The sequence below is a fragment of the Paenarthrobacter sp. YAF11_1 genome, from assembly GCF_052113445.1.
In the GTDB taxonomy this organism is placed as follows: domain Bacteria; phylum Actinomycetota; class Actinomycetes; order Actinomycetales; family Micrococcaceae; genus Arthrobacter.
In genome coordinates, this window is record NZ_JBFRDF010000018.1 from 1 (window position 1) to 26970 (window position 26970).

Genomic DNA, 26970 nt, shown 5'->3' on the forward strand with positions numbered 1-26970 from the left:
CAAGACCGCAGCGACGATACTCCTGACCATCGGCGACGCCGGTACGTTTACTTCCGCTGGGCACCTGGCCGCCTACGCCGGCATCGCCCCGGTGACGCGGCTCTCGGGAACCTCATCCGCGCGGAATTCCCCGCACGCTCCGGCAATAAACAGCTCAAAACGCGCTCTTCAGGTCAGCCTGGATCGCCAGTTGCCACCATCCGGCGTCGAAGGCCTATTACCAAAAGAAATGGGACCAGGGAAAGAAGCACAACGCCGCCGTCATCTGCCTGGCCCGGCGCCGCTGCGACGTCATCTACTCCATGCTCCGACACGGCACCTTCTACGAAGAAAATCCCGCCCACGCCGCTTGACCAAAAGGATAGGGACACCCCTGAATCCGATACCGACTGGAAAAATCCAAAGCCGCGGCCCCGGACGTACTGCCCCAGGGATCTAATATTCATCTACTGCTCCCTGCCCCGGCCAGCCCAGCGAAATGCCTTCACTCTGCGGAGTAGTCTTGAGGCGGGCAAAAACTATAGATGCCACGTCGTGGCCAGTTCATCTGCGACTGCAACTTATACCGCGCTCTCCTGTCTAGGCCGACGCATTCTCCGGCTTTGAATCGGGTGCAAAGGTCGGGCAATGAAAGGAAGACAGTGAACAACATCCGGGCCGATCGTGTCGCCGCTCCGCTCCGCATAGAGGTCACGGATGCTCTGCGCGAAGCCATCGTGACCGCAGAGTTTTCTCCCGGTGAGAGGCTAGTGGAGGCCGCTTTGTGTCAGAAGTTCCAGGTCAGCCGGACTGTGATCAGGGAGGCTCTGCGCCAATTGGAAACCGAGAAGCTTGTGGTCGTGGTTCCCAACCGCGGTCCTGCTGTCGCCGCACTCAGCCTGCACGAAGCCGAATGCCTGTACGAGATCCGCCGTTCCCTTGAGGCGCTTGCTGGCAGCCTGTTTGCAGAGCGTGCCACCGACCCGGACTGCGCAGGTTTGGTCGCCGCACTCAACGAGGTGAAGTCGGCCATGAAGGGCGACGACGTCCTGCAGAAACTAGCCGCGAAGAACAACTTCAGGAAGGTCCTGATTGCGGGGGCTGGGAACGAGGAGATCGGAAAGATGCTCCGGGAAGTGGCCGCGAGAACGCAAGCCCTTCGGATGTATTCGCTGGCGCTCCCGTCCCGTGGACCTGGAATTGTCGCCGAGCTGAGCCGCATTACTTCGGCAGCAGCAATGACTCGCGATCCCGAGGAAGCCAGGGCGGCATGTGATCATCACGCGCGAATGGCTACCGAGTCCACGTTGGGAGAAATGCGACGCCGCATGCGGGAGAGCGCCGACTCCCCAATGTGATGAGGCGGTAGTTAGGGAGGGAATGAAAGCTCCTTCCAGGGCACTACGACCGCTATAATACTGTATTACGTAAAATGACCCGCCAACTAAGGTCATCTGAAGCAAGCACCCCAAGGGAGAATAGGGACATGACCACCGACGCTGTCCGTCGAACTGCGGCCCCATTGAGGCAGGAAGTGGTCAACGCCCTTCGCCACGACATCGTGGCCCAAGAGTTCCGCCCCGGCGAGCGACTCGTTGAGTCGATGTTGTGTGAAAGGTATTCGGTCAGCAGAACGGTTGTAAGGGAAGCCCTGCGTCAACTGGAGTCAGAAGGCCTCGTCAGGATGATCGCTAATCGTGGGCCCGAGGTCGCCACCCTGAGCATTCGCGAGGCCCAAAGCCTCTACGAGGTTCGGCGTGCACTGGAGTCGCTAGCTGGCAGTCTTTTTGCAGAGCGAGCAACAGGTGTGCAGTGCACCGAACTGGTTGCCCGCTTTTCCGCCATCAAGAGCGCCATGGCCTCGGGTGATCCCGTAAAGCGGCTGGAAGCGAAGGACCGATACTACGATGCACTATTCGAAGGTGCCGGAAACCCTGAAATCGCCCGGATGCTCCGAAGCGTGCACGCTCGCACACAGATGTTGAGAAATCTGTCCCTGGCCACCCCCGGGCGTGCGGTGCGTACCGTGGCCGAGATCGCGCGCATCACCGCAGCTTCTGCCGTTATTCGCGATCCTGAAGACGCCCGGATCGCCTGTGAGGAACACGTTACGGCAGCCGCACATGCCGCCCTAACCGCGATGCGGAGACTCGAGAACGGCAACTAGCGTCCATCCACACCTTCGTCACGTGACCGTATTACGGTGTGCATGGTGTGGGTCCAGGATTTGCCCCCTTCAGCAAACACGCGAGAGTCGCGCTTACCCTCAGCAAATGCCAACATACGGCGTTGCTTGGCTGCGTTTTCCACGCATTGCCCATCAGGGACCATCTGGCGCAGCGAACTAAGGCGCGTGACTAGCCATGCCCTTTACATCAGTTCGGCAACTCCCGACATCACTTTTACCTCTACTGGTCGCCCTTTCGTTCCGTGTTGTGACTTGCATAACTCAGAAGACCGTAATACGGTATTCTCATAAGCGTGGCTCAGTGAACCGCTGCCGAAGAATGTCCAGATAAGCGGGTTCGCCAAAGAAGGTGCCCGCCGCACGCGCTGGATCGGCTTCCATCACCCCTCAACCTCGCAGAGCAGCGAGACTTCGGCCACACGCCCAGAGACATCACGAAAAGACAATGAGGTACAGACGTGGATTTGAAGCAGGAGACCACTGCCGGCAGGAGGCCGGAAACGGGTCAGGAGGAGCGCAAGCGAACAAGACGCGTTGCCACTGCCGCCATCGTTGGAACCACCGTTGAGTGGTTTGACTTCTACCTTTACGCAACGATGGCGTCGATAGTCTTCGGGAAGGTGTTCTTTCCTGGCGGCGACAGCCAGACAGCAACGCTGCAATCTTTCGCTACCTTCGCCGTGGGCTTCTTGGCACGTCCCATCGGCGGAATCGTCTTCGGTCGCATCGGGGACCGAATCGGCCGCAAGAACATGCTCGTCATTACATTCATGTTGATGGGGCTGGCAACCACGGCCATCGGCCTTCTCCCCGGCTACGCTCAGATTGGAATCTGGGCGCCCATCATGCTCGTTGTCCTTCGCATCGTCCAAGGTATGGGCGCCGGCGCCGAGTTCGCAGGAGCGGCCGTCGTCTCCTACGAGCACGCCAGACCCGGTCGCCGCGGCCGTCAGGGAGCGTGGCCTGCCCTGGGGCTGAACATCGGTGTTGTGCTCTCCTCGCTGAGCGTGACCTTGTTGACCCTTAACGGCGATGAGTTCCTCTTAGCGGGAGGATGGCGCATCCCCTTCATCATGAGCATCGTCCTCGTGGGAATCGGCATCTGGATCCGGAGGATAGTCCCTGAGACTCCGGACTACGTCGCACACAAGGAAACGGCAAAGCAAGCCAAATTCAGCGATGTCTTCCGCTCCCACTGGCGCGCATGCCTGGTCGTGTTTTCAATAGCTCTCGGTTACAGCGCCCTGACCTATATCTACAAGACCTTCTCGGTCGCCTACCTCACCGAATTCCAGGGCGTTAGCGCCAACCTGAGCTCCATGTCGATCATGATCGGCGCCCTCGTCGCAATTTGCGTTATTCCTCTCTTCGGACGGCTCAGTGACGCCATCAGCAGCAAACGCGTGAACATCATCGGTGCCGTGTTGTCCATCCTGGTCGCGGCCCCATTCCTCTGGCTGCTCGGAAATGCGCAGCCGTGGGCCGTGTTCGTAGGCGTTGGGCTCTGCGCCGGCATCATCAGCCCCATGATGTTCGCGGCCCAGGGGTCTCTGCTAAGCCGGCAGTTCCCCACTGAAGTGCGCTCAACTGGTGTCGGAACTGCACGAGAATTGGGCGCCGCAATCGCCGGCGCCGTCGTGCCCCTTGCTGCCCTTGGCCTGGTCACGGCATCACCAACGAATTCCACCGTTGGCGTTGTGATCATCCTTGTCTTCCTGGGTGCTCTTGTCCTGCTGGGCGGAATCTTCGAGCAGGGGCACAAACTCAGCAAGGACAAGAACTAGCGACCCGAGGTCCAAAGCCACACGAAACTCAACGACCGAATCTGCCCGCCGCACTTAGGCGGAATCACGGAAAGTACATCCGGAAGGAACACACAGCATGACCATCATCGAAACGTTGCCGGCCCGCACCTGGCAACAGGATCTGTATCAGCTCTTACGCGACCACGGAATAACGCAGTTCGCGTTCGTGCCTGACGCCGGACACCGGCATTTGATCGATACCGCACTTGAAGACCCGGAAGTCCACGCAATCCCGCTATCGACCGAGGAGGAAGGCGTCGGGGTTGTGGCGGGAGCCTACCTTGGTGGAGAACGCGGGGTGCTGCTAATGCAGTCCAGCGGCGTCGGAAACACCATCAACTTTCTGTCGCTGATCCAGCACTGTCAGATTCCGTTCCTCACCATCGTCACCATGCGTGGCGACTACGGCGAGCAGAATCCTTGGCAGTTCGCCATGGGCCGGGCGGTCGAACCGACGCTGCAGGCCATGGACGTCATCACCCTACGCACTGATTCCCCTGAAGACGTCACCCAAACGGTCGAAGCGGCCCTTGGCTCCGTTCACCGTGCGGGGCGGTCCGTCGCCGTCCTGCTCACCCAGCGCCTGCTCGGCGCCAAGTCCTTCTAGGAGAAAAAGATGCTTGAACGTACCCCAACTTTGGCCACCCTCTTGGACGGCACCGAAGACAGACTGGTGGTCACGGGTCTCGGCAGCGCGGCGAACGACCTCGCGTACATCACCGACCACGACCCCCGCGTCTTCCTGCTCGACGGGGTAATGGGTGCTGCCGCCTCGGTGGGTCTTGGACTCGCCTTGGCCCGCCCGGAACAGGAGATCCTTGTAGTAACCGGAGACGGCGAACTCCTGATGAACATCGGCACACTCGCCACCATTGCCGTGCAGAACCCTCAAAACTTGCGCATCATCGTCGTCGACAACGGGCGGTACGGCCTGACCGGCAACCAAGTGACGGCGACACACACCGTTACGGACTTGGAAGAGGTCGCCCGCGGTTTCGGAATCCAGCGCACCATTACGGTCCACGACGAGTCGGACTTCGCCGCTGCACGGAATTTGATCCTTATGCCAGGTGACACCGCCCTGGTATTGATCAGGGTCGCGCCCGGCCCCGCCGCAAACGTCGTGATCGAACGTGAAGGTGTGCGTCTACGAAACAACTTCCGCGACTACGTCCTCTCGACCATCCCGGAACACGTATAGCTCACGCCACCTCAAGGGGTGGCCTGCTGGCACGACCTGCAGGCCACTCCACCATCACAGAATTCACGAAGTAGGAGAATATGGATTTCACGAATCAACGGGTAATCGTTACCGGGGCCGGCAGCGGCATCGGCAAAGCAACGGCGCTCAAATTTGCTCAACTCGGTGCCTTGGTTGCCATCGCGGACGTTAACGGCGATGCCGCCAAGGAGGTCGCTGAACTGGCCGGGTCGAACGCTTTCGCCGTTGTTGTGGACGTCAGCAACTCAGCCGACGTCCAAGCCATGGCCGCCGCCGTTGTGCAGCGGTTGGGCGGAATAGACGTCCTGTGCAACAACGCGGGGTTTGGATCGCTCGGGACCGTGGCGGACATAGAAGAATCCGACTGGGACCGCCTCATGTCGGTCAATCTCAAAGGGGTTTTTCTCTGCTCAAAGTACTGCCTGCCCGAATTGATCAAGTCAGGCGACGGACGCATCGTTAACACTTCCTCGTACACGGCTGCGGTTGGTATCCAAAACCGCGCAGCCTACGTGGCATCAAAAGGTGGAGTGTCGGCCCTTACTCGTGCAATGGCCCTCGATCACATCGACGAGGGTGTCAGGGTAAACGCCGTGGCCCCGGGCACCATTAACTCTCCCTACTTTGACAAGATCGTCAACCAATCCACTAACTCCCAGGCGGTACTCGACGAGCTGAACGGCCGCGCCCCCATGCACCGCATGGGTCGTCCAGAGGAGATCGCAGAGGCGATCTTGTGGCTCGCCTCCAAGGAATCCAGCTTCGCCACCGGCAGCGTACTCACCGTGGACGGTGGGACCTCGACATGGTGAACGACGCCACATTATTTATCGGTCTGGGCAACATGGGGCGGCCCATGGCCGGAAATATCGCCAGAAGCGGGCAAAGGCTGTTCGTCTACGATGCCGACCCCCAAGCAACCGAAGCCGTTGCCAAGGAACTGCACGTTCATGGACCGGCGGACCTGGAAGCAGTGGCTCAAGACGTCGGCACTGTGATTCTCATGCTGCCGACAAGTCGCATTGTTGAAACAGTCCTTCGCGGCGAGGACGGACTTTTCAGGAAACTCAAGCGAGGGACGCTGATCATCGACATGGGGTCTTCGGAGCCGGAGAGCACCATCGCACTCGCCGGCGAGGCCACCGAATCGGACCTCGTCTACGTCGACGCTCCGGTTTCGGGCGGTGTTCCCAAGGCAATCAGCGGTGAACTTGCGATCATGGTCGGCGGTGAACCGGCCGCCGCCGAACGCGCCAAGGGCTTGTTGGACTTGATGGGCAAAACGGTCGTCCGTGTCGGTCCGGCCGGCACTGGTCACGCCGCCAAGGCCTTGAACAACCTCTTGTCCGCAACCAACCTCGCCGCCGCAGCGGAGATCCTCAGCGTGGCAAAGAGTGTGGGCATCAACCCGGCAATCATGATCGAAGTGATCAACGGTTCAACCAGCCGCAGCCAGGCCTCCGAGTTCAAATATCCCAAGCACATCCTGAACGCAACCTACGATTCCGGTTTCTCCATGGATCTGATGCTTAAGGACATGAGGATCGCGAGGAGCCTCATCGAGTCTTCGTCCCTTCGAGCCCCGATCGTCCTCTCTGCGGAAACACTGGCACGCCACGCCCGCGAGACCTTGGATAGTCCTGCGCCAGACCACACCGAACTTGCCCGCTACTACGAAATCACCAACAAGACGTCGTTCAGCGGCGAATAAGACCAGAACCGGAGATCATAATGACACTCGATACCGCCCGGAATTCCCAGTACTCCGAAGCCCAGCAGTACATCAACGACATGGCTGTTAAGCGCGGCTACGTGCTGGACTACCACAAGGTCATGGCCAAGCATGATTTCCCGGTACTGCAGGCAGCCAACCATGTCGTGTCCGCGGCATACCTGGATCAGCGTACGCTGGACCGCAAGACCAAGGAGCTTATTTTCATTGTGAGCCTGACGGTCATGCGGGCATCCAAAGGCCACATCCAGAGCCACATCCGCGTAGCCCTTGATCTTGGGCTGACTCCCACCGAGATTCTCGAAGCGATTGAGATCTCACTGCCGGAAGCAGGTGTAGTAGCATTCCAAGCCGGATTTGAAGCTTGGCGCGAGGTAGTGGAAGCGGACGGCATCGAACCGACGGTCCAGGTTCACGAGGGCGGAAACGGCGCTTCCTGACCAATGGACACAGAGCTCTATGAGGTCATTGCGGTGCGTGTTGGAACCCGGGACACTCACCGCAGTGACGTCTACCTTAATTACCACCTCTACGGTGAACGGGACGGCCCAGCCGTCGTAGATTACTTCTTCTGGATCCTTCGGAACAGCAAACGCACCGTCATCGTAGACACCGGATTCGGCACCGAGGCTGGCGAGCGTCGGGGCCGCCACCTCCTTCTACACCCCGTCGAGGCGCTTGAACGCCTTGGCATTCACCCAGGGAGCGTCAAGGACCTGGTGGTGACCCATGGACACTATGATCACGTTGGCAACGTGGACCTGTTTCCGAGCGCAACGATCCACATGGCCGAGTCCGAGTATGAATTTTGGACTTCACCTGTTGCAGGGAACACCCAGTTCTCGTATTACTCAGAAGACCATGAAATCGATCAACTCCGACGGGCTGGGAACGAACGGCGACTTCGGCTCTTCACAGGCGAGACGTCCGTGGCTTCCGGCATCAGGCTGGTTGAAGTCGGCGGACACACACCAGGGCAAGCCATGGTCTATGTCTCCACTACGGAAGGGGTGGTGTTGCTGGCCTCTGATGCCGTGCACTTCTATGAGGAACTAGAACGAGACATGCCCTTCACCGCGATCAGCGACCTCCCTCGCATGTACGAGGTTTTCGAGAACCTCCGCGGCGGCGCGGACAAAACGTACTGCGTACTAATTCCTGGCCATGACCGCGACGTCCTGATGCGCTACCCGCAGTGCGAAGACCTCCCTCCTGGCGAAGCAATCGTCATAGGCAAACCAAGCTGAAAGGCATCAAGATGGTAACAACATTCAATGTGGTGGCCCGTTACCGGACACTCGAAGGCAAAGCCGAAGAGGTGCTGGCCCTCCTCGATCACATGGCCGAGGCGTCACGTAACGAGCCTGGCAACCTTTCCTACGACTTCTTCCGCGGCTGGCAGGACGACCGCCAGATCATCATCCTCGAGAGCTACAGAGCAGCGGCAGATTTCGAAATCCACCGCAACAGTGCACACTTCCAGCAAATCGGCGCTGAGCGGATCCTCCCTATGCTTGAATCACGCACGGTCTCAACCCACACCGCCGATAATTAGTACACGGGCTTGCCTTCGGGATCACCCTAGGCTGCCCCTGCAGCAGTTCCCTGTGGGGCAGCAACGCTACGGAATCCCAGTGGATAGATTCCCGGCTGACTGGACCGGGCCCTAAGACGTTGCGATGGGTCCAGTGTGAAGGAGTCAATCGCCGAAGCTCGCGGACAGCGGTTCCATCGAGACCTCCGCCCACATGGATTTCGAAGGCCCCATCGACGACAGAGCGGGCATCGAAAGTGACACCAGCAAAAGGAACTATGGTGGCCACGGCCAAAACAAAGGGGTACCCAGACGCTATTGTCACTATCGTGTCCTTGGCCGCGGAGTCGGAAGCCCAACTGCAGGACGCCCCGAGTAAGGCCAAAACTCCCGCACGTACTGAGGATCCTTATCTGCGGTGACCTCCGAGACCATCGAAGTCTCAACGTCCGTCACTTTATCTGCGATTCCAATGTTTTTGTGAAGATCTTTGCAACTTCGTCTCGGAGGATCGCCGAAACAGCAGTCGCAGCAATCGAGGGTGTCTCGTTCCCCGGCCAAGCCATAACTACTTCACGGTGCAAGGTCGGATGGATGATGCGAGTCAGTTCGAGTATGCCAGCCTCCACTTCTGATCGTGCAGCAGATATGGGCAGCACCGTGATTCCGAGCCCCTGCGCCGCAATTTCCAGAAGGAGGCGAAACGAATCGGCTTCGATGACCACATTCATGGGGGCGTTCGCCCGCTCTGCCGCGTCAGCAATGATACGGCGCAACCCGTGAGAAGGACTCGGAAGTGCTAGCGGTTTACTCAGAAGCGCAGTCAGCTCTATCTCTTCAAGATTGGCAAGATGCCCTCCTCGAGCCGTAATGGCGACAAGTTCCTCGTTCCCAAATGACTCCGTTGGCATTGGCAACGAGCCGCTGGGTCCGTAGAGGACGGAGAGGTCCAGTTGCCCACGATGCAGCCAGTCGATCAAATGGCCCGTGTAACTCTCGGACATAACCAGCGAGACTCCGGGCAATTCCGTGAGCACCCTCCGCGCAACAGTGCCCGCAACTTGGGCGCTCACCGTTGGCACAAGCCCAAGATGGACACGCCCCGACGGCGACCCTGAAAAAGACCGCATGTCGTCGCGCAGACGATCGACATCCCGTTGGAGGCCTCTTGTGCGCTCAAAGAGCATCTCTCCCGCTGGAGTAAGCCGCATGCCACGCCCGTCCCGGACGAACAAGGAGGTTCGAAGCTCGGCTTCCAGCAGTTTGATTTGCCGACTCAAGGCAGGTTGGGCAGTGTGCAGCCTGCCCGAGGCCTTGGTAAGACTACCCAACTCCGCCACTGCGCGGAACGTTTCCAGCTCCTTGAGGTCCACAACTAAAGCGTACGACTTGTTTCTGTCATCGCCTTCCCGCCGTCCATAGCGAGACGTCTCTTCATCGTCCATCGTCGCTGTGATTCAGGCGGTATTCCTAGGCGGCATATCTGAATGATCCGACAGGCATGCCAAACCTCTGGTGACACGGATCACTCGATGCCTAGGCTCTATTTACCGCCAAATGAAACAAGTGACGCGATCTTCTTTTGGCAGTTTCAGCAGCAACGGAGCTGCGCCGCTGAATTCAGTTTCGAGTCATCCCGCACCCCCAACAATGATGTCGTAGCAAGGAAACAGCTTGAATAGTTCTTACGCCCAGCCCGCGCAGAAATCCGCGGATGTCCATCCAGCGGACACCCCCATGGTCTCTCTTAGAGGTGTGAACAAGCACTTCGGACCACTCCACGTCCTCAAGAATGTGGACTTGGATGTCGACAAAGGAGAGGTAGTGGTTCTTATAGGCCCATCCGGTTCTGGTAAGTCAACGCTTTGCAGGACGATCAACCGGCTTGAGGCAGTTTCCTCGGGAACGATACGCGTGGACGGCCACGAATTGCCCGAGGAAGGACGTGACCTCGCCGCTCTTCGCGCCCAGGTCGGCATGGTCTTTCAATCGTTCAACCTGTTTTCCCACATGAGCGTCCTGGAAAACGTGACGCTTGGGCCAACCCGATTGAAGAGAATCAGCAAAGCAGAAGCAGAAAGCCTGGCGTTGACCCTTCTGGAGCGAGTAGGGGTCGCGCAGCAGGCGCACAAACTTCCTGCCCAACTCTCCGGGGGCCAGCAGCAGCGTGTTGCCATCGCCAGGGCACTGGCAATGGACCCTAAAGTGATGCTGTTTGACGAGCCAACTTCAGCGCTTGACCCGGAGATGATCAACGAGGTTCTCGACGTGATGGTCGAGCTGGCCAAGGAAGGAATGACCATGATCGTGGTTACCCACGAAATGGGTTTTGCCCGTAAAGCTGCCGACCGGGTTGTCTTCATGGCTGATGGCGAAATCATCGAGGACCAGGCCCCTCAACACTTCTTCACGAATCCGAGCAGCGAACGTGCCCGCGACTTCCTTTCAAAGTTAATCACGCACTGAAGGACACCGATGCTGGCGTCGCTCAAAGGGCGTCAGCTTCCGCAAACTCTCCTTTGGTGACCGACGTTTCAACATCGGAAACCAACAACTATTCACCTCCAAGGAGTTCAAAATGACCAAGACCTATGCCCATATTGCGGTCGCTACGGTAGTCCTGCTTGCGCTTGCCGGCTGCTCTGGTGCAGCGGACGGAACGTCCGGCGCTGCTGCGCCGCAAGTTCGTTCATACACCGTAGCCGCCTCCGTCACCCCCGATGACAGCCCAACACTCCAGCGCGCACAGAGCCGTGGGCACTTGATAATTGGCGTCAAGGAAGACCAGCCCGGGTTCGGATACCTGGACGTTGTCACGGGAACGCGAAGTGGTTTCGACGTGGAGATTGCACGATGGACAGCGGCGTCGCTGGGCTTCGGTGAAGAAAAAATTACCTATAAGGCAGTCCCATCTGTGGCACGGGAACAGGCACTGGCAAACGGTGACGTGGATGTCTACGTTGGATCGTACTCAATCACCGAGAAGCGCAAGCTTGCGGTAGATTTCGCGGGCCCGTACTTCAAGACAGGTCAGGGAATCCTTGTTCAGAAGGACAACGAAACGATCAAGGGCAAGGATGACCTGAAACCAGGCGTCACTGTTTGCTCCATCACCGGCGGCACACCCATACAGAACATCAGGGCAAATTTTCCGGGTGTGAAGACCACCGAATTTGACACATACTCCCAGTGCGTGGAATCCCTCAAGGCGGGCCAAGTGGACGCTGTCTCCTCAGACCAAGCGCAGCTTCTTGGATTCGCATCTCAAGATCCGGAGAAGCTAAAAGTGGTCGGAGAAACCTTCACCACTGAGCTCTACGGCGTTGGTATTACTAAGAATGACACTAGCCTCCGCAAGGCAATCAACACCATGCTCACCGACGGGACGAGCACGTGGACGGAGATATACGAGGCCACACTCGGGAGTACCGGCAGGGCCGGGGAACAACCCCCCGTCAACAACTACTAAGGCTTGAGCTCTATCAATGAACATCATCTCTGACAACCTCGACCTCTGGGGCCCGGCACTCGGGAACACCCTGGTCCTCTTCTTTGGCGGGGCCATCATAGCTCTTATCCTCGGCACGGTGCTGGGTGTGATGAGGGTATCCTCCGTCCCGGCCGCCCGCGCCATCGGGACCGCCTATGTGAATCTTGTCCGGAATACGCCATTGACCCTAGTGTTCTTCATCTTCGTTTTCGGTTACCCCGCACTGGGGCTCCCCCGACTCGACTACACAGCCCTTGCGATCACGGCCATAGGGCTGTATGCGGCCACATACGTCACGGAGGTGCTCCGGTCAGGATTCAACACGATTCCTGTCGGCCAAGCCGAAGCCGCGCGGGCCCTCGGGATGACGTTCGGTCAGGTCATGGGCAACGTGGTGCTGCCACAAGCTTTCCGGTCAGTCGTCCCACCACTCATCAGCGCACTCATCGCAATCCTCAAGATGACGACCATTGCGGCGGGCTTCTCCGTTCTGGAGCTTGGCGCCGTGCGGGCCAACCTCAGCGAACGCGGAGAAAATGCGCTGGGCGTGCTGTTGTGGGTCGCGATGATCTTTATCCTGCTGGTTGCAGTCATGTCCTTCGCCCAGAGATTCCTTGAGAAGAAATGGAAAATCGTTCGATGAGCAGTGTCTTTTCAGACCTTCCCGGCCCGCGGGCAATAGCCCGAAACCGACTCCTCGCAGCAGTGGCAACATTGCTTGTCATCGCAGTGCTGGCCTTCATCGCTTATAGATTGGCAGTTACCGGCCAGTTCAGTGAACAGAAGTGGCGAGTATTCTCGTACCCCCAGGTCTGGGAGCAAATCGGCGCAGCAACCACGCGCACCCTATCCGCCTTCGGCTTGGGCGCCGCTTTCAGTCTTGCCCTTGGATTTGGTCTCGCGCTGGGCCGCATGTCCGACCGTCCTTGGCTTAGCAAATGCTTCGCATTCATCACCGAAGTCCTCCGAGCTATACCGGTCCTGGTGCTGATGATGATCATGTACTACGGACTCCCAGTCATTGGGCAAACCTGGGTGACTCCGTTTACTGCGGTCGTTACGGCTGTGTCCGTCTATAGCGGTGCGGTTTTGGCAGAAGTATTCCGAACAGGTGTAGAGTCCGTGCCCCGCGGTCAATCGGAAGCGGCGTATGCTATCGGATTCCGTAAAAACTCGGTCATGCGCCTTGTGTTGTTGCCTCAGGCAGTTCGAGCGATGCTGCCCGTGATCGTTGCCCAGATGGTCGTGGTATTGAAAGACACAGCTCTCGGCTTCGTGATCACGTATCAGGAGTTGCTTTACCTCGGCAAGCTTGTGGGGAGTTCGGCGAGCTATTCGTCGCCCATCATCCCCGCAGCCTTGGTGGTCGGCAGCATTTATATCAGCCTGTGCCTTCTCCTGGCCGGCATCGCCAAGTACCTTGAGGTCCGGCTTAGCTCGAACCCCAAGTCGAAGGACGTCAAGCCCTCTGCGGACGCAGCAAGTGCCATCCATGCTCTGAGCATCAAATGATGAACTCAGCCCGCGGACATTCTTCCGCTACGCTCTACGAAGCGTCCAAAGTGGACTGCGCCTGCGACCCCGGCATCAAACCAGCATGGCCTGGCGCTAAGGTCGCCGGAGCGGCTTTCGCCGTCTTCGGAGTCAGCGGCGATAACCTCGCCCTGCATCAAGCCGTTGCTAGGGCACCCGCCGGGAGCGTCTTGGTTGTCGACGTCCAAGGCGCCGCAAATGGCCACTGGGGTGAAATTCTCGCTGCCGCCGCGCAGCACAGACGGATCGCCGGACTGGTAATCGACGGCGGCGTCCGCGACACGGATGAAATGGCCGAAATGGGCTTCCCTGTGTTCTCTCGGAGCGTCAGTGTGGTCGGTACGACCAAGGACTCCACGGGAGACTTCTCCTCGCCGGTGCGCGTTGGCGGACTCATTGTCCGGACCGGGGACCTCGTGGTCGGCGATTCCGACGGCGTTGTCATTCTGCCGCAGGACCAGCTCGAGTCGGTACTGGACACCGCCGACGAACGCGTCGCCGAAGAACAACGAATTCTCGCCGAGATCCGCAGTGGCAAAACCACACTCGAGCTTTACTCCCTTCGAACGGAAGAACCCTCGTGACCAACTTCTCGGCCTGACCCGGTCCGGCCGGACGGATCGCTGCGTCAAGTCGGCGCGTTGCCACCCCGGGGACAGAGACACCGAGGAACGTCTCACTCACCTTGGATGAGCTTGATACGGGCACCCCCTGCGATCAATGAGGCCGTGGTCCGTTCCCTTCAAACGGACGAGCCCGCTATGCACCCATAACCGGAGTGGCCGACACTGAGGGACGCCACCGCACAAAATTCGATTGATCACCCACGTACCACGAACACCCAGGAAGTTGTCCTGACCCAGGATGGCAGAGCCGGCCTTGCTACCTTGATGCTCGCGCTTGTCCAACCCGGGGACCGCGTGCTGATCGCCGAACCCCCCTTTAGTCCTCTATGCGGACCATGCTGCGATGGCGGGAGCATCCGGCGCGAAAGAATGATTCCCTCGACTTGGACGCCCTCCGACAGGCGGCGTGTACTCTGCCCATGAATCGAGGTACACGAAGCCTTCCTGGCCGAGCACTCGGACGTGCTGCTCCTATCCGACGAACCATGCGGAAACACTGTCTTCGGTGGACTTCCATTCGTATCCGCTCTTAGCCTGCGAACGTGTCCTCCCAAGTCGTACACGTCAGCACGTTCTCAAAGACTTCCTCGATGACGGGACTGCGTTTTTGGCTATGTCTTAGCCGTCGAGCCCTTGGCAGGGAAGAGAGCAACGTAATCCACCGCACATTCAACGGAGCTCTCAATACGTCCGTCCAGGACGCCGCGCTGACAGCTCTGCAGACACTTGCATCCGATGTCAGGGCGCTATCGTACTCATATCAAGAACGCCGTGATCGAACGACGGCCGTACTCAGCGAGATTCCGGCTCAGAAAGCTGTCCCGCAAGGTGCGTGTTATGCGCTTCCACGCTGCGCATCTCCGTTGTCTCCGATGAGTTGGTGGATCGATTCGCTCGGGGGCGCTGGTTAGCTCCGGAACCGAATTCGGCCGCCTGAGGAGGGCCACGCACGGTTGTCCTTCGCTACGAACGTCGCAAGCCCGCAAGGAGGTCTCCAGCGCATGACCGCCACATTGGGAGCTTTTCAATGACAGCTACGGTTTGCTTCGGGTGCCCATGAACCACAAGAAAGCCCGTCCGGAGATGTAGCTCCGGACGGCCTTCGCGTCGTCACTCTCCTCAGCCAAACCCCATCTCGGCCCGGACTTTGGCGGTGTGCTCACCTAACGCCGGGACGGCAGCCATACGGTAGTCAAGTTCCCGTGACGTGACCGGTGGTATGAGACTTCGCAAGGGCCCAACCGGTGACTCCACGTCCCGCCACCGGTTTCTCGCCGATAGTTGGGGGTGTTGCGACAAACCATGCATGTCCCTCAACTCGGCGTTTGCTATACCTGCAGTGTCGAGCGCCGCCGTGACCGCATCCGTGGTCATACAACTCAGGACAGCGTCGATGGCCCCGTGCAGTTCAGCACGATTGGTGACTCGAAGGCTGTTGCTCGAGAAACGACGATCCCTAGCGAGGCCGGGACTACCCAGCACCTTAACGCAGAAAGTTGCCCATTCCCGCTCATTTTGGATCCCCAAGAATACCGTGCCGTCCTGTACCTGGAAGGGACCGTACGGAGCGATGCTGGCATGCTGAGCACCGGCGCGGGCTGGTGGTGCCCCGCCGTATTCGGCGAAGAAGTAGGGCTGGCTCACCCATTCGGCGAGGGCTTCCAACATGGAAACTTCCACTACATCGCCGCGACCGGTGGTGGCACGGCTCAACAAAGACGTGAGGATGCCCGAGTATGCGTACATCCCGGCGCAGATGTCGGCAATGGAAACTCCCACCTTTGCTGGACAGCCGGGCGATCCAGTCACGCTAAGCAGACCCGACTCACACTGGATGAGGAGGTCGTAAGCCTTCTTTTGCTCATGTGATCCCCCCCGACCATAGCCGGAAATGGAGACGTGGATGAGCTTCGGATTCAAGGCCAAGGCATCGTCGGGTCCGAACCCCAGCCGTTCCACTGCACCTGGAGCCAGATTTTGAACCAACACGTCAGCTCTGGACACCACCTCTTTAAGCACAGCAAGCCCGTCTTCGGACTTGAGGTCCAGGACCACGCTTTCCTTGCCTCGGTTGAGCCATACGAAGTAGCTCGACATGCCATCAACCTTCGTGTCGTAGCCTCGTGCGAAATCGCCGGCGTCACGCTCGATCTTGATGACACGCGCCCCAAGGTCAGCGAGTTGCCGGGTAGCGAATGGAGCGGCGACTGCCTGCTCCAAGGAAATGACGGTGATGCCTTCCAGGGGAAGCCGGGACACTAGAGCTCCTTTCCAGCCTTGGCCAGGATGCGTTTAGCACGATCGGTGACCGGACGATCAATCATCTGGCCATCCACCTGTACTGCGGAACCTTCCGCGCCAATTACCGAGTGCGCCCACGCTACTTCAGCCTCGGACGGAACAAAAGCGGCGGCGGCGATGGAAACCTGCCGGGGGTGGATGCACAGCTTGCCGCCGAACCCGAACTTCTTGGCCAACAAGGCAGACTCTGCGATTTCGTCCTCGTCCTGAATGTCGACGCACGGCGAATCCAAGGGTGCTGCAATGCCAGCAGCCCGTGACGCTACCACTAACTGTGAACGGGCATGGTCCAAGAACCGGTCCTCCCCCGATGCGTCAACATCAAGTGCGAAGTCGATCGCCCCAAAGGCCAGGCGGGACACTCCCGGAACGCGGGCCAAATCCAGGGCATTCACAAGACCAGCGGCTGATTCGATCAAGGGCACCAAAGCCAAGTCCCTTGGAAAAAGTCCGAGCAGTTCTGCAACCAGCTGAGGATCGTCGGCCTTGGGCAGCACCAGCCCCAAAAGGCCATGCCCCGCCTTGAATGCGATTTCGAGCAGGACCGAAATTTCGGCGTCGTGCGTTTCTGAATCCTTCGGGTTGACGCGCACCAAAGCGCGGATGCCGCCGTCCATCAGTGAGTCGGCGACGGCGGCCAGTGCTGCCGCCTTGCTCGCAGGCGCTACGGCGTCCTCGAGGTCAATAATGATGACGCCGGCACCGGCGGCCACTGCCTTTGCGAAGCGTTCGGGACGGTCGCCGGGTACGAACAACGCTGTGACAGCTGCGGTAACAACGTCCTGCCCTGTGGGCTTTACAGTCAATGTTCCGCCACTCACTACTGGAAGTCCCCGTGGTCGGGAAGGCTCGACTCGTCCGGCCGTGCGGACTCGACGCTGGGCAGATGGCCCTGGCGATAGACCATAAAGGTCCGGCGGTAGTTGATCACGATTTTGCCGTCCTGGTTGAAGCCTTCTGTTGCAACGGTTACCAGACCGAGGTTGGGCCGTGACTTGGATTCCCGGACCGCCAGCACCTTGGAGCGCGAGTAGATGGTGTCACCTTCGTACACGGGGTTGGGCATCTTGACAGCCTCCCAGCCCATGTTTGCGAAGACGTTCATGGACAGGTCGATGGTGGACTGTCCCGTCACCAGCGCCAACGTGAAAGTGGAGTTGACCAGCGGCAGGCCGAACTCGGTGGCGGCAGCAAAGTTTCTGTCGATGTGCGTCTTGGCAACGTTCTGGGTTACAAGCGTGAACGTCTGGTTGTCAGCCTCGGTGACAGTCTTACCGAACGGGTGATAGTAGATGTCGCCGACGGCGAAGTCCTCGAAGAGCCTTCCCGTCCAGCCAGGGACTACCCGGGTATGGCCCGAAGTATTCGTCGACGTTGCTTCAGTCATGGGTCGTCTCCTTCGACGGTGCAAGTTCACTTCGTTTGGAACTGAATATATTCTGTACTCAAGCTAGCAAACCGGAGAACTGACTGTTGTGTCAAGGGTTTAGACATGAGTTACATACGCACTGAAGTATTTTTCACCCCTTGTCAGACTCTGAATATATTCTGTATTCTCAGTTCAGGCTACCGATGACGCACTAGCCAAACCCACAAAGGAGCATCCGATGACTGTCCCCACCACCGTTGAAGAACTTCGGGCAAAGACGCAGACACTGTGTGCCATGTTTCCGGATGAGTATTGGCGCGAGACCGACCGCAACCGCCGCTACCCCCAGGAGTTCGTGGACAGGCTGACCAAAGAAGGCCTCCTTGCCGCACTGATCCCCACTGAATACGGCGGCCTCGGGGTGGGACTCACCGAAGCCAGCGTCGTTATGGAAGAAATCAACAAGTCCGGTGGCCACTCAGCAGCATGCCATGCGCAGATGTACACCATGGGCGCGCTTCTCCGCCACGGCAATGAGGCCCAAAAGAATGCCTACCTGCCCGCAATCGCTTCCGGCGATCTTCGTCTCCAGGCGTTCTCCATCACGGAGGATGCCGCCGGCTCAGACACCACAAGCATCGAAACCGCCGCCGTACAAGACGGCGAAGACTACGTCATCACTGGCCACAAGAGCTGGACCAGTCGTATCGACGAATCAGACCTGGCGTTCGTCCTGGCCCGCACTTCAGCCAAGTCCGAAGAGAAGGGCGGAGACCGCACCCACGGCCTCACCCTGTTCCTCGTAGACCTACGACAAGTGCGCACCGAACAGCCCGAGACCCTGGAAGTGGTCAAGGTCCGAACGATGTTCAACTACGCCACCAACCAAATCTTCTACAAAGGCATGCGCGTTCCGCAGTCAGCAGTCATCGGAGAAGTGGGTAAGGGTTTCCGCTACGTTATTGACGGATGGAACGCTGAACGAATTCTCCTCGCCTCGGAAGCGATCGGTGACGGATACTGGTTCACCACCCGCGCGGTGGAGTACGCCAACAAGCGTACCGTTTTCGGCCGCACCATCGGAACCAACCAGGGCGTGCAATTCCCCATCACCGATGCCTACATGAAAGTCCGGGCAGCGGACATGATGCGTTACGAGGCGGCCCGGCTGTTCGACGCCGGCGAGCCGTGCGGAGCCGAAGCCAACATGGCTAAGCACCTCGCCTCTGAGGCCAGCTGGGCCGCCGGCAACGCTTGCTTGGACACCCACGGCGGCTACGGTTTCGTTGATGAATACGACGTCGAACGTAAATTCCGCGAAACCCGCATGTTCCAGGTAGCGCCGGTCAACAACAACATGATCAAGTCCTTCGTCGCCACTAAGGTGCTGGGGCTCCCCCGCTCCTACTGAGCAGTTGAGGGTGCCTGCCATGGATGAATCGCAGAACTGGAGCCGCCTCGTTGGGGCCACTGTCGAGATCAGGAGAGACAAACGCCTCGTCCGCACCGGGATTATTGAACACGTCATGCCGGATTCGTCAGCCTTGTGGATCGCGGCGGATGCCACTAACCAACGGGCCATATTCTGCTCTGCCGATGCCTTCGAGGTGTGGATTCAGCCGAGGCCGCTGAGAGCACCCATAAAGTTTGGCTAGACAGACGGGGCTGCACCTTGTCGAGCGCTTGGCCACTGTCGAACCGGACGAGCGGAAGGCCACATGCCAGAGGAAATTCTCTCAAGGATGGTTTCCTCCAGCATCTCGGCCACCATCCGCACGGCAGCCGTTGAGCGCGTGCTGGTGGGCCGAGCCAAGACGATCCTGCGGGGAATCGCGGGAGTGATAGGAACTGCGTGGACAACCCCGGCTGCTGCCTCTTGCGCTGCGAGAATGCCCGGCAGAACAGTCCACCCAATTCCAGCGCGCACCAATTGGGCCTGAACTCCAGCGTCATTTGTCTCCACGGCAATCTCAAGCGACAGTCCGACGCGCGCTGCAGCGCTCTCCACCAGTGAACGAATGCCGTGGGGAGCGCTCGGCATGACCAGCGTCCTCTGCAGCAGATCCTGAAGGTTCACACCCAAGGAAGAAGTCGCATTATCAGTAGGCGGCGCGATCGCCCACAGGTCTTCGTCCAACAACGGCAGAACATCCAGGGAAGCGGCAGGCGGCTGGTTGTACGTGACGGCAACGTCAATATCGCCCGATTCGAGCCCACGACTCAGATGACCCGCGTACCCGATTACAACCCTCAGCCGGACACCTGGATGACTTTTCAGCACCCGTTCAACCAACGGAACGGCCAGGAGCGAGGACGTACTAGCCAAGAGACCAACAGTGACTATTCCATGAAGGCCAGCGCCCTGGGAGCGCGCCTCTTCACGGGCGCGCTCAAGTTCATTTAGTGCCCGCCGGGCCCGTTCCACCACATGGGTACCAACGTCGGTGAGCCGCATCCCGGAACGGCTACGTTCAAACAGGGTGGCGCCAAGTTCAGTCTCCAGATTATGGATCTGCCGAGTGACCGCTGGCTGGACAATCCGCAGCAACTCCGCAGCCCGTGTAACGCTACCCGTATCCGCCACGGCCACCAATGCCTGCAACTGCCGCATTTCCATCAGATCACTCCTCTGCTCAATAGCAGGGTGGCATAGATCCATCAGAAAAAGGTATTTGTGACCCTGATCCATAGCAAGGACCATGGAACGAAAGCCCGTGGATGCCAAAGGATTCCATACGGCACCATTCACTTCACAGCACGAAGGACGATGACATGCTCCAGAACCTGACCCCCGGGTCCAACCCAGCCGACCCTGCTGACCCCGATTCCCGCAAGCTCCTCCGCGGTCGGGGCGCTGCGATGGCCCGCAATATGGAAGCCAGCCTTAGCGTACCCACGGCATCAACCATGAGAACGTTCGAGGTGTCATCCCTGATGACGTGGCGTGAACGCCTTCGCGGCCAGGGCTTCAACGTGCCGATTGCCGCCGTACTCGCGACGGCCATGGCGCGCGCTGCCCAACACGAAGTTCCGGCCGTGCGTCAGCGCATCGAACCTGATGGTTCGGACCTTGTCTTGGTTCAGGAAGGAACGGTCAATCTTGGAGTGGCGGTGGACGTCGAGACTTCCGCTGGGCACTCCATCATGGTCCCAGTGATTCAAGATGCAGCCAGCCTCACCTTCCCTTCGCTGGTGGAACAGCTCGGCCAGCTTTCCCAAGAATGCCGAGCCGGAACGATCGCCGTTAATAGGCTCCGCGGCGCCACCCTGATCCTCACCAGCACCGGCCGGTTCGGGTCGACGACAGGGGTCCCGCTGCTTCCCGCCGGCCCCGGCATCATCGTCGCCGCAGGTGCAATCGGAATCCCCGCGGGACTGGAAACCCTCGCGGCAACGCACCCCGTGGACCCGGTCCTGACTTTGTCCTCGACGTATGATCACCGCGCTATCCAAGGCGCGGACTCGGGGAGTTTCCTTGGAACCGTCGAGAAACTCCTCCGTTCACCAGAGTTCCTCGCTGAACTTGAGCAGGAAATCCTGCGAAACGAACCTGATGCCCTGCACGACCTTCAGGCGGCCGGTGGAACCACCGACGACGACGTGCGGTTGGCTGAGTTCAACACCTCAGGCGGCGCTGCGGTCGCCCGGCTGGAACCCGTCCGTGCCCGCGACGAAGGATCATGGCTGCCTGACGGCGTCGAGATCGAATTCGCCCACCTTTCCGACCCCAAAACCCGCACTTGGCTCGCTGACCTAATCCGGCACGGCACCCCCCAGCCGGGCGCGGAGCGCCGGTTGCAGGCACTCAAGCTTTCCACGGACCTCGACGTCTTCGAAGGTTACCTTCAGACCCAGTTCCTGGGGCAAAAGACACTCTCGGTGCAGGGGCTCGAATCAACGGTGGTTGCCTTGGCCGAAATGGCTGGACAGGCGGCCGGCAAGGGCTATACGGATACTGTGCTGGGCATGGCCCACCGCGGCAGGCTTAGCATCATGGGCCACATCCTGAACTGGCCTATGGAGCGCATCCTCGCCGAGTTCCTCCCATCGGCCCGATCCACGGAATTGGCACGCTCCGGCGATGTCCGCCAGCACCTCGGAGGCAGCGGTACCTTCACAGACACCGACGGCTCGTCCATCCGCGTCATGTTGGAGCAGAACCCCAGCCACCTTGAATTCGTCTCGCCAGTGGCACTTGGCGCTGCCAAAGCCAAACAGGACCAGCTCATCGCAGAGGGCATGTCGCCGGAAGACGCACGACGGAAGGTGCTCCCGGTCCTGCTCCACGGCGACGCGGCTTTTACCGGACAGGGCGTTGTCTACGAGACCTTCAACCTGCAGCGTCTGGATCCCTACAACGTGGGTGGCAGCATCCACATCGTCCAGGACAACAGGCTCGGATTCACGGCAACGCCCTTCCAGCTGCGTTCAACCTCCTACCCCTCCGACGTCATCCGCGGCTTTGACGTCCCCGTCATCCACACCGACGCCGACGACGTTGACGCCAACTTGGTTGCAGCGCGGATTGCCTTCGAATACCGCGAGCGTTTTGGTTCTGACATTGTCATCCACGTCCAGGGGTACCGCCGTCATGGGCACAACGAGACTGACGAACCCCGCTACACGCAGCCTGTCTACTACAACGACATTGACCAGCACCCTCCTGTTCACAACATCTACGCGTCCACCCTTGAGGCAGCCGGTCTGGTGAACAAGAACTACGTCGAAGAAACCCGGGCCGCCGCCAAAGCGAATCTTGTCGGCGCCTTGGAAAAGGCCCGTGTGTTCGATTTGAGCTCCGTGGTGACCCAGGAGTTTGCGCCTCGCCCCGGAGTGGCGGATAAGCTGCGGGACATTACTGCTCCGTGGCTGGCTGACGTCCTGGACGTGGCCGAACAGTCCCGTGACGACGTCGCGATCCATCCCAAGCTGATGCGGCAATTTGATAAGAAGCGCAGCTTGCGCAACCAGGACTTCCTGGTGGATTGGGGCCAGGCGGAACTGTTGGCCTTGAAGCTCATCAACCAGGCCGGCGTACCGTTGCGGCTCACGGGTGAGGATGTGGAGCGCGGGACGTTCAGCCACCGGCATATTGTGGTCCACGACGCGGAAACCGGTGACAAGGCCGAGCGCCTGACGTTCGGAGACGCCCCGTTCCTTGTGGCGAATACCCCGTTGACCGAAGTTGCGACGGTTGGGTTCGAATATGGTTACGGCCGGACAAACACGGACTCGCTCCAATTGTGGGAAGCCCAGTTTGGCGACTTCGTGAACGTCGCACAGGTCATTTTCGATCAGTTCATCATGGCGGGCAGGGACAAGTGGGGCCGCGAAAGCCGCTTCGTGGCACTTCTCCCCCACGGCTGGGAAGGCGCCGGTCCGGAGCACTCCTCAGCGCGCCTTGAGCGCTTCCTCCAGCTGGCGGCGCGTGACAACGCCCGAATCCTCATTCCCACCACAGCGTCACAGTACTTCCATGCACTGGTGAATGCAGCAGCCATGGAAGAACCGCGGCCCCACATCATCTTCACGCCGAAGTCGTTGCTACGGGCTGAATCCGCCAAGTCAGCGGTTGACGATTTCACCAGAGGCACTTTCAACAAGGTACTTACCTCTGGTGCCCCCAGCCAAGAGACCACCCGCCTCCTTCTCTGCACGGGCAAAGTGGGCGTGGAGGCCAAAGACCGCTTGGGTGAGGACGTGCGCCTGCTTCGCCTTGAACAGCTCTACCCCTTCCCCCACGAGGAAATCATGCAGGAAGTGGCAGCAGCGGCCAGCCTGGAGGAAATAGTCTGGGTCCAGGAAGAACCCGAGAACATGGGTGCTTGGAGCTACGTACTACCCAAGCTCCTGAAGATGGGCCTGAGCCGCTTCCGCCTTGGTTATGTCGGCAGGCCGGAGGCAGCCTCGCCTGCCGAAGGCTACTCGGCTGAGCACAAAGCAGCCCAGGAGCGCCTACTGACCGCAGCAGCTCAGACCGGCGTCGTCGATTTCCGGATCGGCTAGCGACTCTGGCTCGTCCTGACGGTACGAGGAGCCTAGAGTAACCACAGACCAAGGTCGGGCGGTGCAGGGATTCCCTGCACCGCCTGCCCCAGTGAAAGGAACCTGAAACGTGCGGATAGGTGTTGTCGAGGACGACGACGGCGTTGCCAGCGCGCTCGTAGACGCGCTGGAAGCGAACCGGATCACCGCCTACCGCATGTCACGCGGGACCGAGCTCTTGACCCGGCATCCCGACTTCGACTTGGTGCTTCTGGATCTGGGCCTTCCTGACATGGACGGAATCGAGGTCCTCCGGCGTCTCCGCCAGGTCTCGGCAGTACCAGTCATCGTGTTGACCGCGCGGGACGACGAACGTTCGGTGGTGCGCGGGTTGCGGAACGGAGCCGACGACTACTTGGTAAAGCCAGCACGCATCACTGAACTGTTGGCAAGGATTGAGGCTATCCGTCGACGCGCGCAGCGGGCCTCCGTGACTTCCACGCATGTTCGGGAATTCGGAGACGTGGTCATCGATCTCTCGGGACGGACCATGGAGGTGGGCGGGGAGCAGATCTCATTGACGACCAAGGAGTTCCAACTGTTGGCGATGCTCGTGGACAGTCCGGGGACAGCCATAAGCCGCCAACACATGATGGACCACATTTGGGGCGATGCCTTCGTAACGGTGTCGCGTTCGTTGGATGTTCATATGACGGCGCTGCGCGGCAAGATCGGTCGGCCCGGGCTGATCGAAACCATCCGAGGGTTTGGGTATCGCTGGACAGGCGAACAGTGAGAACCCGTCTTCTTTTGGTCCTTGCGGTCCTCGGAGCCATCGTAGTGACAGGCTTTGCAATTCCCTTAGCGTTGTCATCCGCGGACCTTCGTACACGTCAATTTGTCCTCAGCCGGGACGGGGACCTTCAACGGTTCGCGGACCTCGCCGACAACTACGTGCGCAACGCCGGGCCTGGACTGCTGCTGGAAGAGATCGCCGCCTACAAAAGCCTTTATGGTGACGCGGTGGTTGTTGTGTCCACGAGAGGGGCACCGGCCCAGGCTCTCGGAACAACCCTGAACGATCCCGAGGTCTCAGCCGCTGTCGACCGCGCGCTACGGAACGAACGCTCGTCAGGCCTCGAACTGCTCACACCGTGGAGCTCGCCCACGGCGGTCTTTGCCAAACCAATCGGTTCAGGCGCCCAGGTGAACGGTGCCGTAGTGATCGTCGCCTCCACAGAAGGCCCCCGTGAGGACATTTTGCGTACTTGGCTCCTCATCGCGGCTGGCTCCGTAACGGCGGTAGCCGGCTTTGGCGCGTTGGCGTGGGCCGTCAGCCGGTGGGTCCTTCGTCCCCTGGACAAGGTCAGCCAACGGATGCAGGAACTGACGGACAGCCTGCCGTTCGCCAGGGCAGCCGTTACAACAGAAAGCGGCGCTCTTCCACCACTGGCCGGCGAAGCTGCTGGAGGGCCGCCGGAGTTTCGCTTGCTATCAAAGTCGTTCGAGAAGATGGCCACCACAGTCCATGCCTCCACTGAGGCGCAGAGCCGGCTGGTCGCCGACACCGCCCACCAGCTGCGAAACCCTCTCACCGCTCTTCAATTGCGTCTTGACCTGCTGGAGCCTCAAGTCCAGGTCGGGGGCACCAAGAGCCATCAACGGGCCGTCGGTGAAACCCTGCGTTTGGAAGAAATCCTCGATGACCTGCTGGCCTTGTCCGTGGCAGAGACGCCGCGTGCCCGGCAAGTGGGTCATGAGTACTGCCTGCCTTTGCCTGTGGTGCGTGAGCGTGCAGACTTTTGGGCGGAAACGGCTGCTGCCGCCGGGGTTGCCATCAATGTTCAGGACTCCCCCGCCGAGCATGCGGCCGCCGTCAGAACAGGCGACCTGGAACAAGCCGTCGATGTGCTGCTCGATAACGCCTGCAAATACGCCGGGAGGGGCGCCACGGTAGGGATTTCCGTTGATTCCGACGACGACGCCTCGGTTACCGTCACCGTTGCGGACGACGGTGACGGCGTACTCGCGAGTGAATTGCCGCTAATCACCAGGAGGTTCTTCCGGGGTACGGCTGTCCAACCACCAGCACTTGAAAACGTCAATCCTGGAGGCACGGGTTTGGGCATGTCCATTGTGGAGGCACTGATGGAACGCAACGGCGGCCACCTCACCACAGGGGAAACTCCCGGGGGTGGGCTCACTGTAGTCTTGACCTTGCCGGTTGCGCAGGAAGGTATCGCGCCGTGATAGCCCATGCAGGCGCCCGCCACGACATCTCACGACGGCGGCTGCTCACCGCATCTGCTGCGGCTGCAGCAGGAGCCCTGTTGGGAGGTTGCAGCACCCCTGGACGTCAGTTCACATTGGGGACTGCCGAGAACCGCGGCTTCTTCTACGATTTCGGGCAGTCACTTACCGCGGCAGTGGCGCGCGCCGACGTCGGATTCTCGCTTGATCCTGTGATCACCGACGGCTCGGTGGAAAATCTGGAAGGCATCCTTACCGGAAAACTGGACCTTGCCTTGGTATTGGCAGATGTCGCCCTGTCCCAAAAAGACCGTCTGCAGGCAGTGGGCCGCCTTTACTTGAACTATCTGCAATTCGCCGTGCCCGGCAGTTCACCGATTCGCAGCGTTTCTCAACTCAGGGGCAAGGTCGTCAGCCTGGGCGCGAGCTCCGCTACGATCCGGGCGGGCCGCCTTCTCTTGGAGGTGGGGGGCCTCAAAGAATCCGAGGTCACCATCCAACAAGTACCTATCACCGGTGTGCTCGATGCCCTGGCAACCGGAGAAGTTGATGCAGCCCTCTTTGCCGGTGGGGTCCCGCATCCCCAAATGGATACCAGCAATGGCCGGGGTCCGGCGTCGGGAATCCGCCTGTTGGACCTCGCGGCTGAGCAGCAGGTGCTACAGGCAAAGTACGGGCCCGTTTATCAGCCGGTTACTTTACCGAAGAGCCTCTACGCTTCCGGAACCGAGATCGCGTCGGTGGGAATTTCGACGATCCTCCTTGCCCGTCCCGATCTTCCGAACGAGGTGGTTAGCCGGGTGGTTGACGTCCTGGTCCGACGATCGGCAGAACTGGTGCCGCCGGGAGCGGTGGGCATCCAGTTCCTGGACACACGCTCACTGATTTATACATCTGGGATTCCTCTCCATCCCGGAGCCGTCGACGCGTACAAGCGCAACCATGCCTAAGCTGGA

The 26970-nt window shown here is 59.7% G+C and carries 26 protein-coding genes and 1 pseudogene; 22 read left to right on the forward strand and 5 right to left on the reverse strand.

Going from position 1 to position 26970, the window contains the following annotated elements; genetic code table 11:
• The 11 genes and pseudogenes from AB4Y77_RS21100 to AB4Y77_RS21150 form a co-directional block, all read left to right on the forward strand.
• Positions 1-353 (forward strand): annotated as a pseudogene (locus AB4Y77_RS21100) (transposase); the annotation flags it as partial.
• A 288-nt stretch (positions 354-641) separates the two neighbouring features.
• Complete coding sequence (locus AB4Y77_RS21105) at positions 642-1337, forward strand: GntR family transcriptional regulator (protein WP_442015227.1); 696 nt, start codon at positions 642-644, stop codon at positions 1335-1337.
• A gap of 128 nt (positions 1338-1465) precedes the next feature.
• The gene (locus AB4Y77_RS21110; protein WP_442015228.1) at positions 1466-2146 is read left to right on the forward strand and encodes a GntR family transcriptional regulator; all 681 of its coding nucleotides are present in this window, start codon (positions 1466-1468) and stop codon (positions 2144-2146) included.
• 479 nt (positions 2147-2625) lie between these two features.
• Positions 2626-3951 (forward strand): MFS transporter, encoded by a 1326-nt coding sequence (locus AB4Y77_RS21115; RefSeq protein WP_442015229.1) that lies wholly within the window; start codon positions 2626-2628, stop codon positions 3949-3951.
• A gap of 97 nt (positions 3952-4048) precedes the next feature.
• Positions 4049-4579, forward strand: coding sequence for a thiamine pyrophosphate-binding protein (locus AB4Y77_RS21120; protein WP_442015230.1), 531 nt, complete (start codon positions 4049-4051; stop codon positions 4577-4579).
• Positions 4580-4588: 9 nt separating this feature from the next.
• Positions 4589-5173, forward strand: coding sequence for a thiamine pyrophosphate-dependent enzyme (locus AB4Y77_RS21125; protein ID WP_442015231.1), 585 nt, complete (start codon positions 4589-4591; stop codon positions 5171-5173).
• An 80-nt stretch (positions 5174-5253) separates the two neighbouring features.
• Positions 5254-6006, forward strand: coding sequence for an SDR family oxidoreductase (locus tag AB4Y77_RS21130; RefSeq protein ID WP_442015232.1), 753 nt, complete (start codon positions 5254-5256; stop codon positions 6004-6006).
• Positions 6000-6905: an NAD(P)-dependent oxidoreductase gene (locus AB4Y77_RS21135; protein ID WP_442015233.1), complete on the forward strand. Its 906-nt coding sequence runs from the start codon at positions 6000-6002 to the stop codon at positions 6903-6905. Before AB4Y77_RS21130 ends, AB4Y77_RS21135 begins: the two co-directional genes overlap by 7 nt.
• Positions 6906-6925: 20 nt before the next feature.
• Entirely contained in the window at positions 6926-7366 is a 441-nt protein-coding gene (locus tag AB4Y77_RS21140; protein ID WP_442015234.1) for a carboxymuconolactone decarboxylase family protein, read from the forward strand.
• A gap of 3 nt (positions 7367-7369) precedes the next feature.
• The gene (locus AB4Y77_RS21145) at positions 7370-8173 is read left to right on the forward strand and encodes an N-acyl homoserine lactonase family protein (protein WP_442015235.1); all 804 of its coding nucleotides are present in this window, start codon (positions 7370-7372) and stop codon (positions 8171-8173) included.
• Positions 8174-8184: 11 nt separating this feature from the next.
• On the forward strand, positions 8185-8481 hold the full coding sequence (locus AB4Y77_RS21150; protein ID WP_442015236.1) for a putative quinol monooxygenase: 297 nt from the start codon (positions 8185-8187) through the stop codon (positions 8479-8481).
• Positions 8482-8912: 431 nt separating this feature from the next.
• Here AB4Y77_RS21150 and AB4Y77_RS21155 read toward each other — a convergent pair whose 3' ends face one another.
• A complete protein-coding gene (locus tag AB4Y77_RS21155) occupies positions 8913-9833 on the reverse strand; it encodes a LysR family transcriptional regulator (RefSeq protein WP_442015237.1) in 921 nt (306 codons plus the stop codon).
• A gap of 364 nt (positions 9834-10197) precedes the next feature.
• On the opposite strand from AB4Y77_RS21155, the gene AB4Y77_RS21160 reads away from it, so the two are divergent.
• From AB4Y77_RS21160 to AB4Y77_RS21185, 6 genes are all read left to right on the forward strand, one after another.
• Positions 10198-10926 (forward strand): amino acid ABC transporter ATP-binding protein, encoded by a 729-nt coding sequence (locus tag AB4Y77_RS21160; RefSeq protein WP_442015270.1) that lies wholly within the window; start codon positions 10198-10200, stop codon positions 10924-10926.
• Positions 10927-11038: 112 nt separating this feature from the next.
• Positions 11039-11929, forward strand: coding sequence for a glutamate ABC transporter substrate-binding protein (locus AB4Y77_RS21165; RefSeq protein WP_442015238.1), 891 nt, complete (start codon positions 11039-11041; stop codon positions 11927-11929).
• A gap of 16 nt (positions 11930-11945) precedes the next feature.
• Complete coding sequence (locus tag AB4Y77_RS21170) at positions 11946-12593, forward strand: amino acid ABC transporter permease (protein WP_442015239.1); 648 nt, start codon at positions 11946-11948, stop codon at positions 12591-12593.
• A gap of 62 nt (positions 12594-12655) precedes the next feature.
• Entirely contained in the window at positions 12656-13462 is an 807-nt protein-coding gene (locus AB4Y77_RS21175; RefSeq protein WP_442015240.1) for an amino acid ABC transporter permease, read from the forward strand.
• On the forward strand, positions 13459-14067 hold the full coding sequence (locus tag AB4Y77_RS21180) for an RraA family protein (protein WP_442015241.1): 609 nt from the start codon (positions 13459-13461) through the stop codon (positions 14065-14067). The genes AB4Y77_RS21175 and AB4Y77_RS21180 overlap by 4 nt, the downstream gene beginning before the upstream one ends.
• A gap of 584 nt (positions 14068-14651) precedes the next feature.
• Complete coding sequence (locus AB4Y77_RS21185) at positions 14652-15020, forward strand: aminotransferase class I/II-fold pyridoxal phosphate-dependent enzyme (RefSeq protein ID WP_442015242.1); 369 nt, start codon at positions 14652-14654, stop codon at positions 15018-15020.
• Positions 15021-15228: 208 nt separating this feature from the next.
• On the opposite strand, the gene AB4Y77_RS21190 is transcribed toward AB4Y77_RS21185, so the two are convergent.
• Genes AB4Y77_RS21190 through AB4Y77_RS21200 form a run of 3 tightly spaced genes read right to left on the reverse strand, consistent with a single transcriptional unit; the run spans position 15229 to position 17797 of the window.
• Complete coding sequence (locus AB4Y77_RS21190) at positions 15229-16368, reverse strand: CaiB/BaiF CoA transferase family protein (RefSeq protein WP_442015243.1); 1140 nt, start codon at positions 16366-16368, stop codon at positions 15229-15231.
• Complete coding sequence (locus AB4Y77_RS21195; RefSeq protein ID WP_442015244.1) at positions 16368-17216, reverse strand: HpcH/HpaI aldolase/citrate lyase family protein; 849 nt, start codon at positions 17214-17216, stop codon at positions 16368-16370. Before AB4Y77_RS21195 ends, AB4Y77_RS21190 begins: the two co-directional genes overlap by 1 nt.
• A 14-nt stretch (positions 17217-17230) precedes the next feature.
• Positions 17231-17797, reverse strand: a complete 567-nt coding sequence (locus AB4Y77_RS21200) for a MaoC family dehydratase (RefSeq protein WP_442015245.1) — start codon at positions 17795-17797, stop codon at positions 17231-17233.
• 220 nt (positions 17798-18017) lie between these two features.
• Here AB4Y77_RS21200 and AB4Y77_RS21205 point away from each other — a divergent pair, with 220 nt between their 5' ends.
• Positions 18018-19190 carry an acyl-CoA dehydrogenase family protein gene (locus AB4Y77_RS21205; protein WP_442015246.1) on the forward strand — a complete coding sequence of 391 codons (1173 nt, stop codon included), beginning with the start codon at positions 18018-18020 and terminating at the stop codon, positions 19188-19190.
• A 240-nt stretch (positions 19191-19430) separates the two neighbouring features.
• On the opposite strand, the gene AB4Y77_RS21210 is transcribed toward AB4Y77_RS21205, so the two are convergent.
• Entirely contained in the window at positions 19431-20396 is a 966-nt protein-coding gene (locus AB4Y77_RS21210; RefSeq protein WP_442015247.1) for a LysR family transcriptional regulator, read from the reverse strand.
• Positions 20397-20551: 155 nt separating this feature from the next.
• On the opposite strand from AB4Y77_RS21210, the gene AB4Y77_RS21215 reads away from it, so the two are divergent.
• From AB4Y77_RS21215 to AB4Y77_RS21230, 4 genes are all read left to right on the forward strand, one after another.
• A complete protein-coding gene (locus tag AB4Y77_RS21215; RefSeq protein WP_442015248.1) occupies positions 20552-23785 on the forward strand; it encodes a 2-oxoglutarate dehydrogenase E1 component in 3234 nt (1077 codons plus the stop codon).
• A 109-nt stretch (positions 23786-23894) separates the two neighbouring features.
• A complete protein-coding gene (locus tag AB4Y77_RS21220) occupies positions 23895-24560 on the forward strand; it encodes a response regulator transcription factor (RefSeq protein WP_442015249.1) in 666 nt (221 codons plus the stop codon).
• Positions 24557-26014, forward strand: coding sequence for a sensor histidine kinase (locus tag AB4Y77_RS21225; protein WP_442015250.1), 1458 nt, complete (start codon positions 24557-24559; stop codon positions 26012-26014). Before AB4Y77_RS21220 ends, AB4Y77_RS21225 begins: the two co-directional genes overlap by 4 nt.
• Positions 26011-26964: a TAXI family TRAP transporter solute-binding subunit gene (locus AB4Y77_RS21230; RefSeq protein WP_442015251.1), complete on the forward strand. Its 954-nt coding sequence runs from the start codon at positions 26011-26013 to the stop codon at positions 26962-26964. The genes AB4Y77_RS21225 and AB4Y77_RS21230 overlap by 4 nt, the downstream gene beginning before the upstream one ends.
• The last annotated feature ends 6 nt before the right edge of the window (positions 26965-26970 follow it).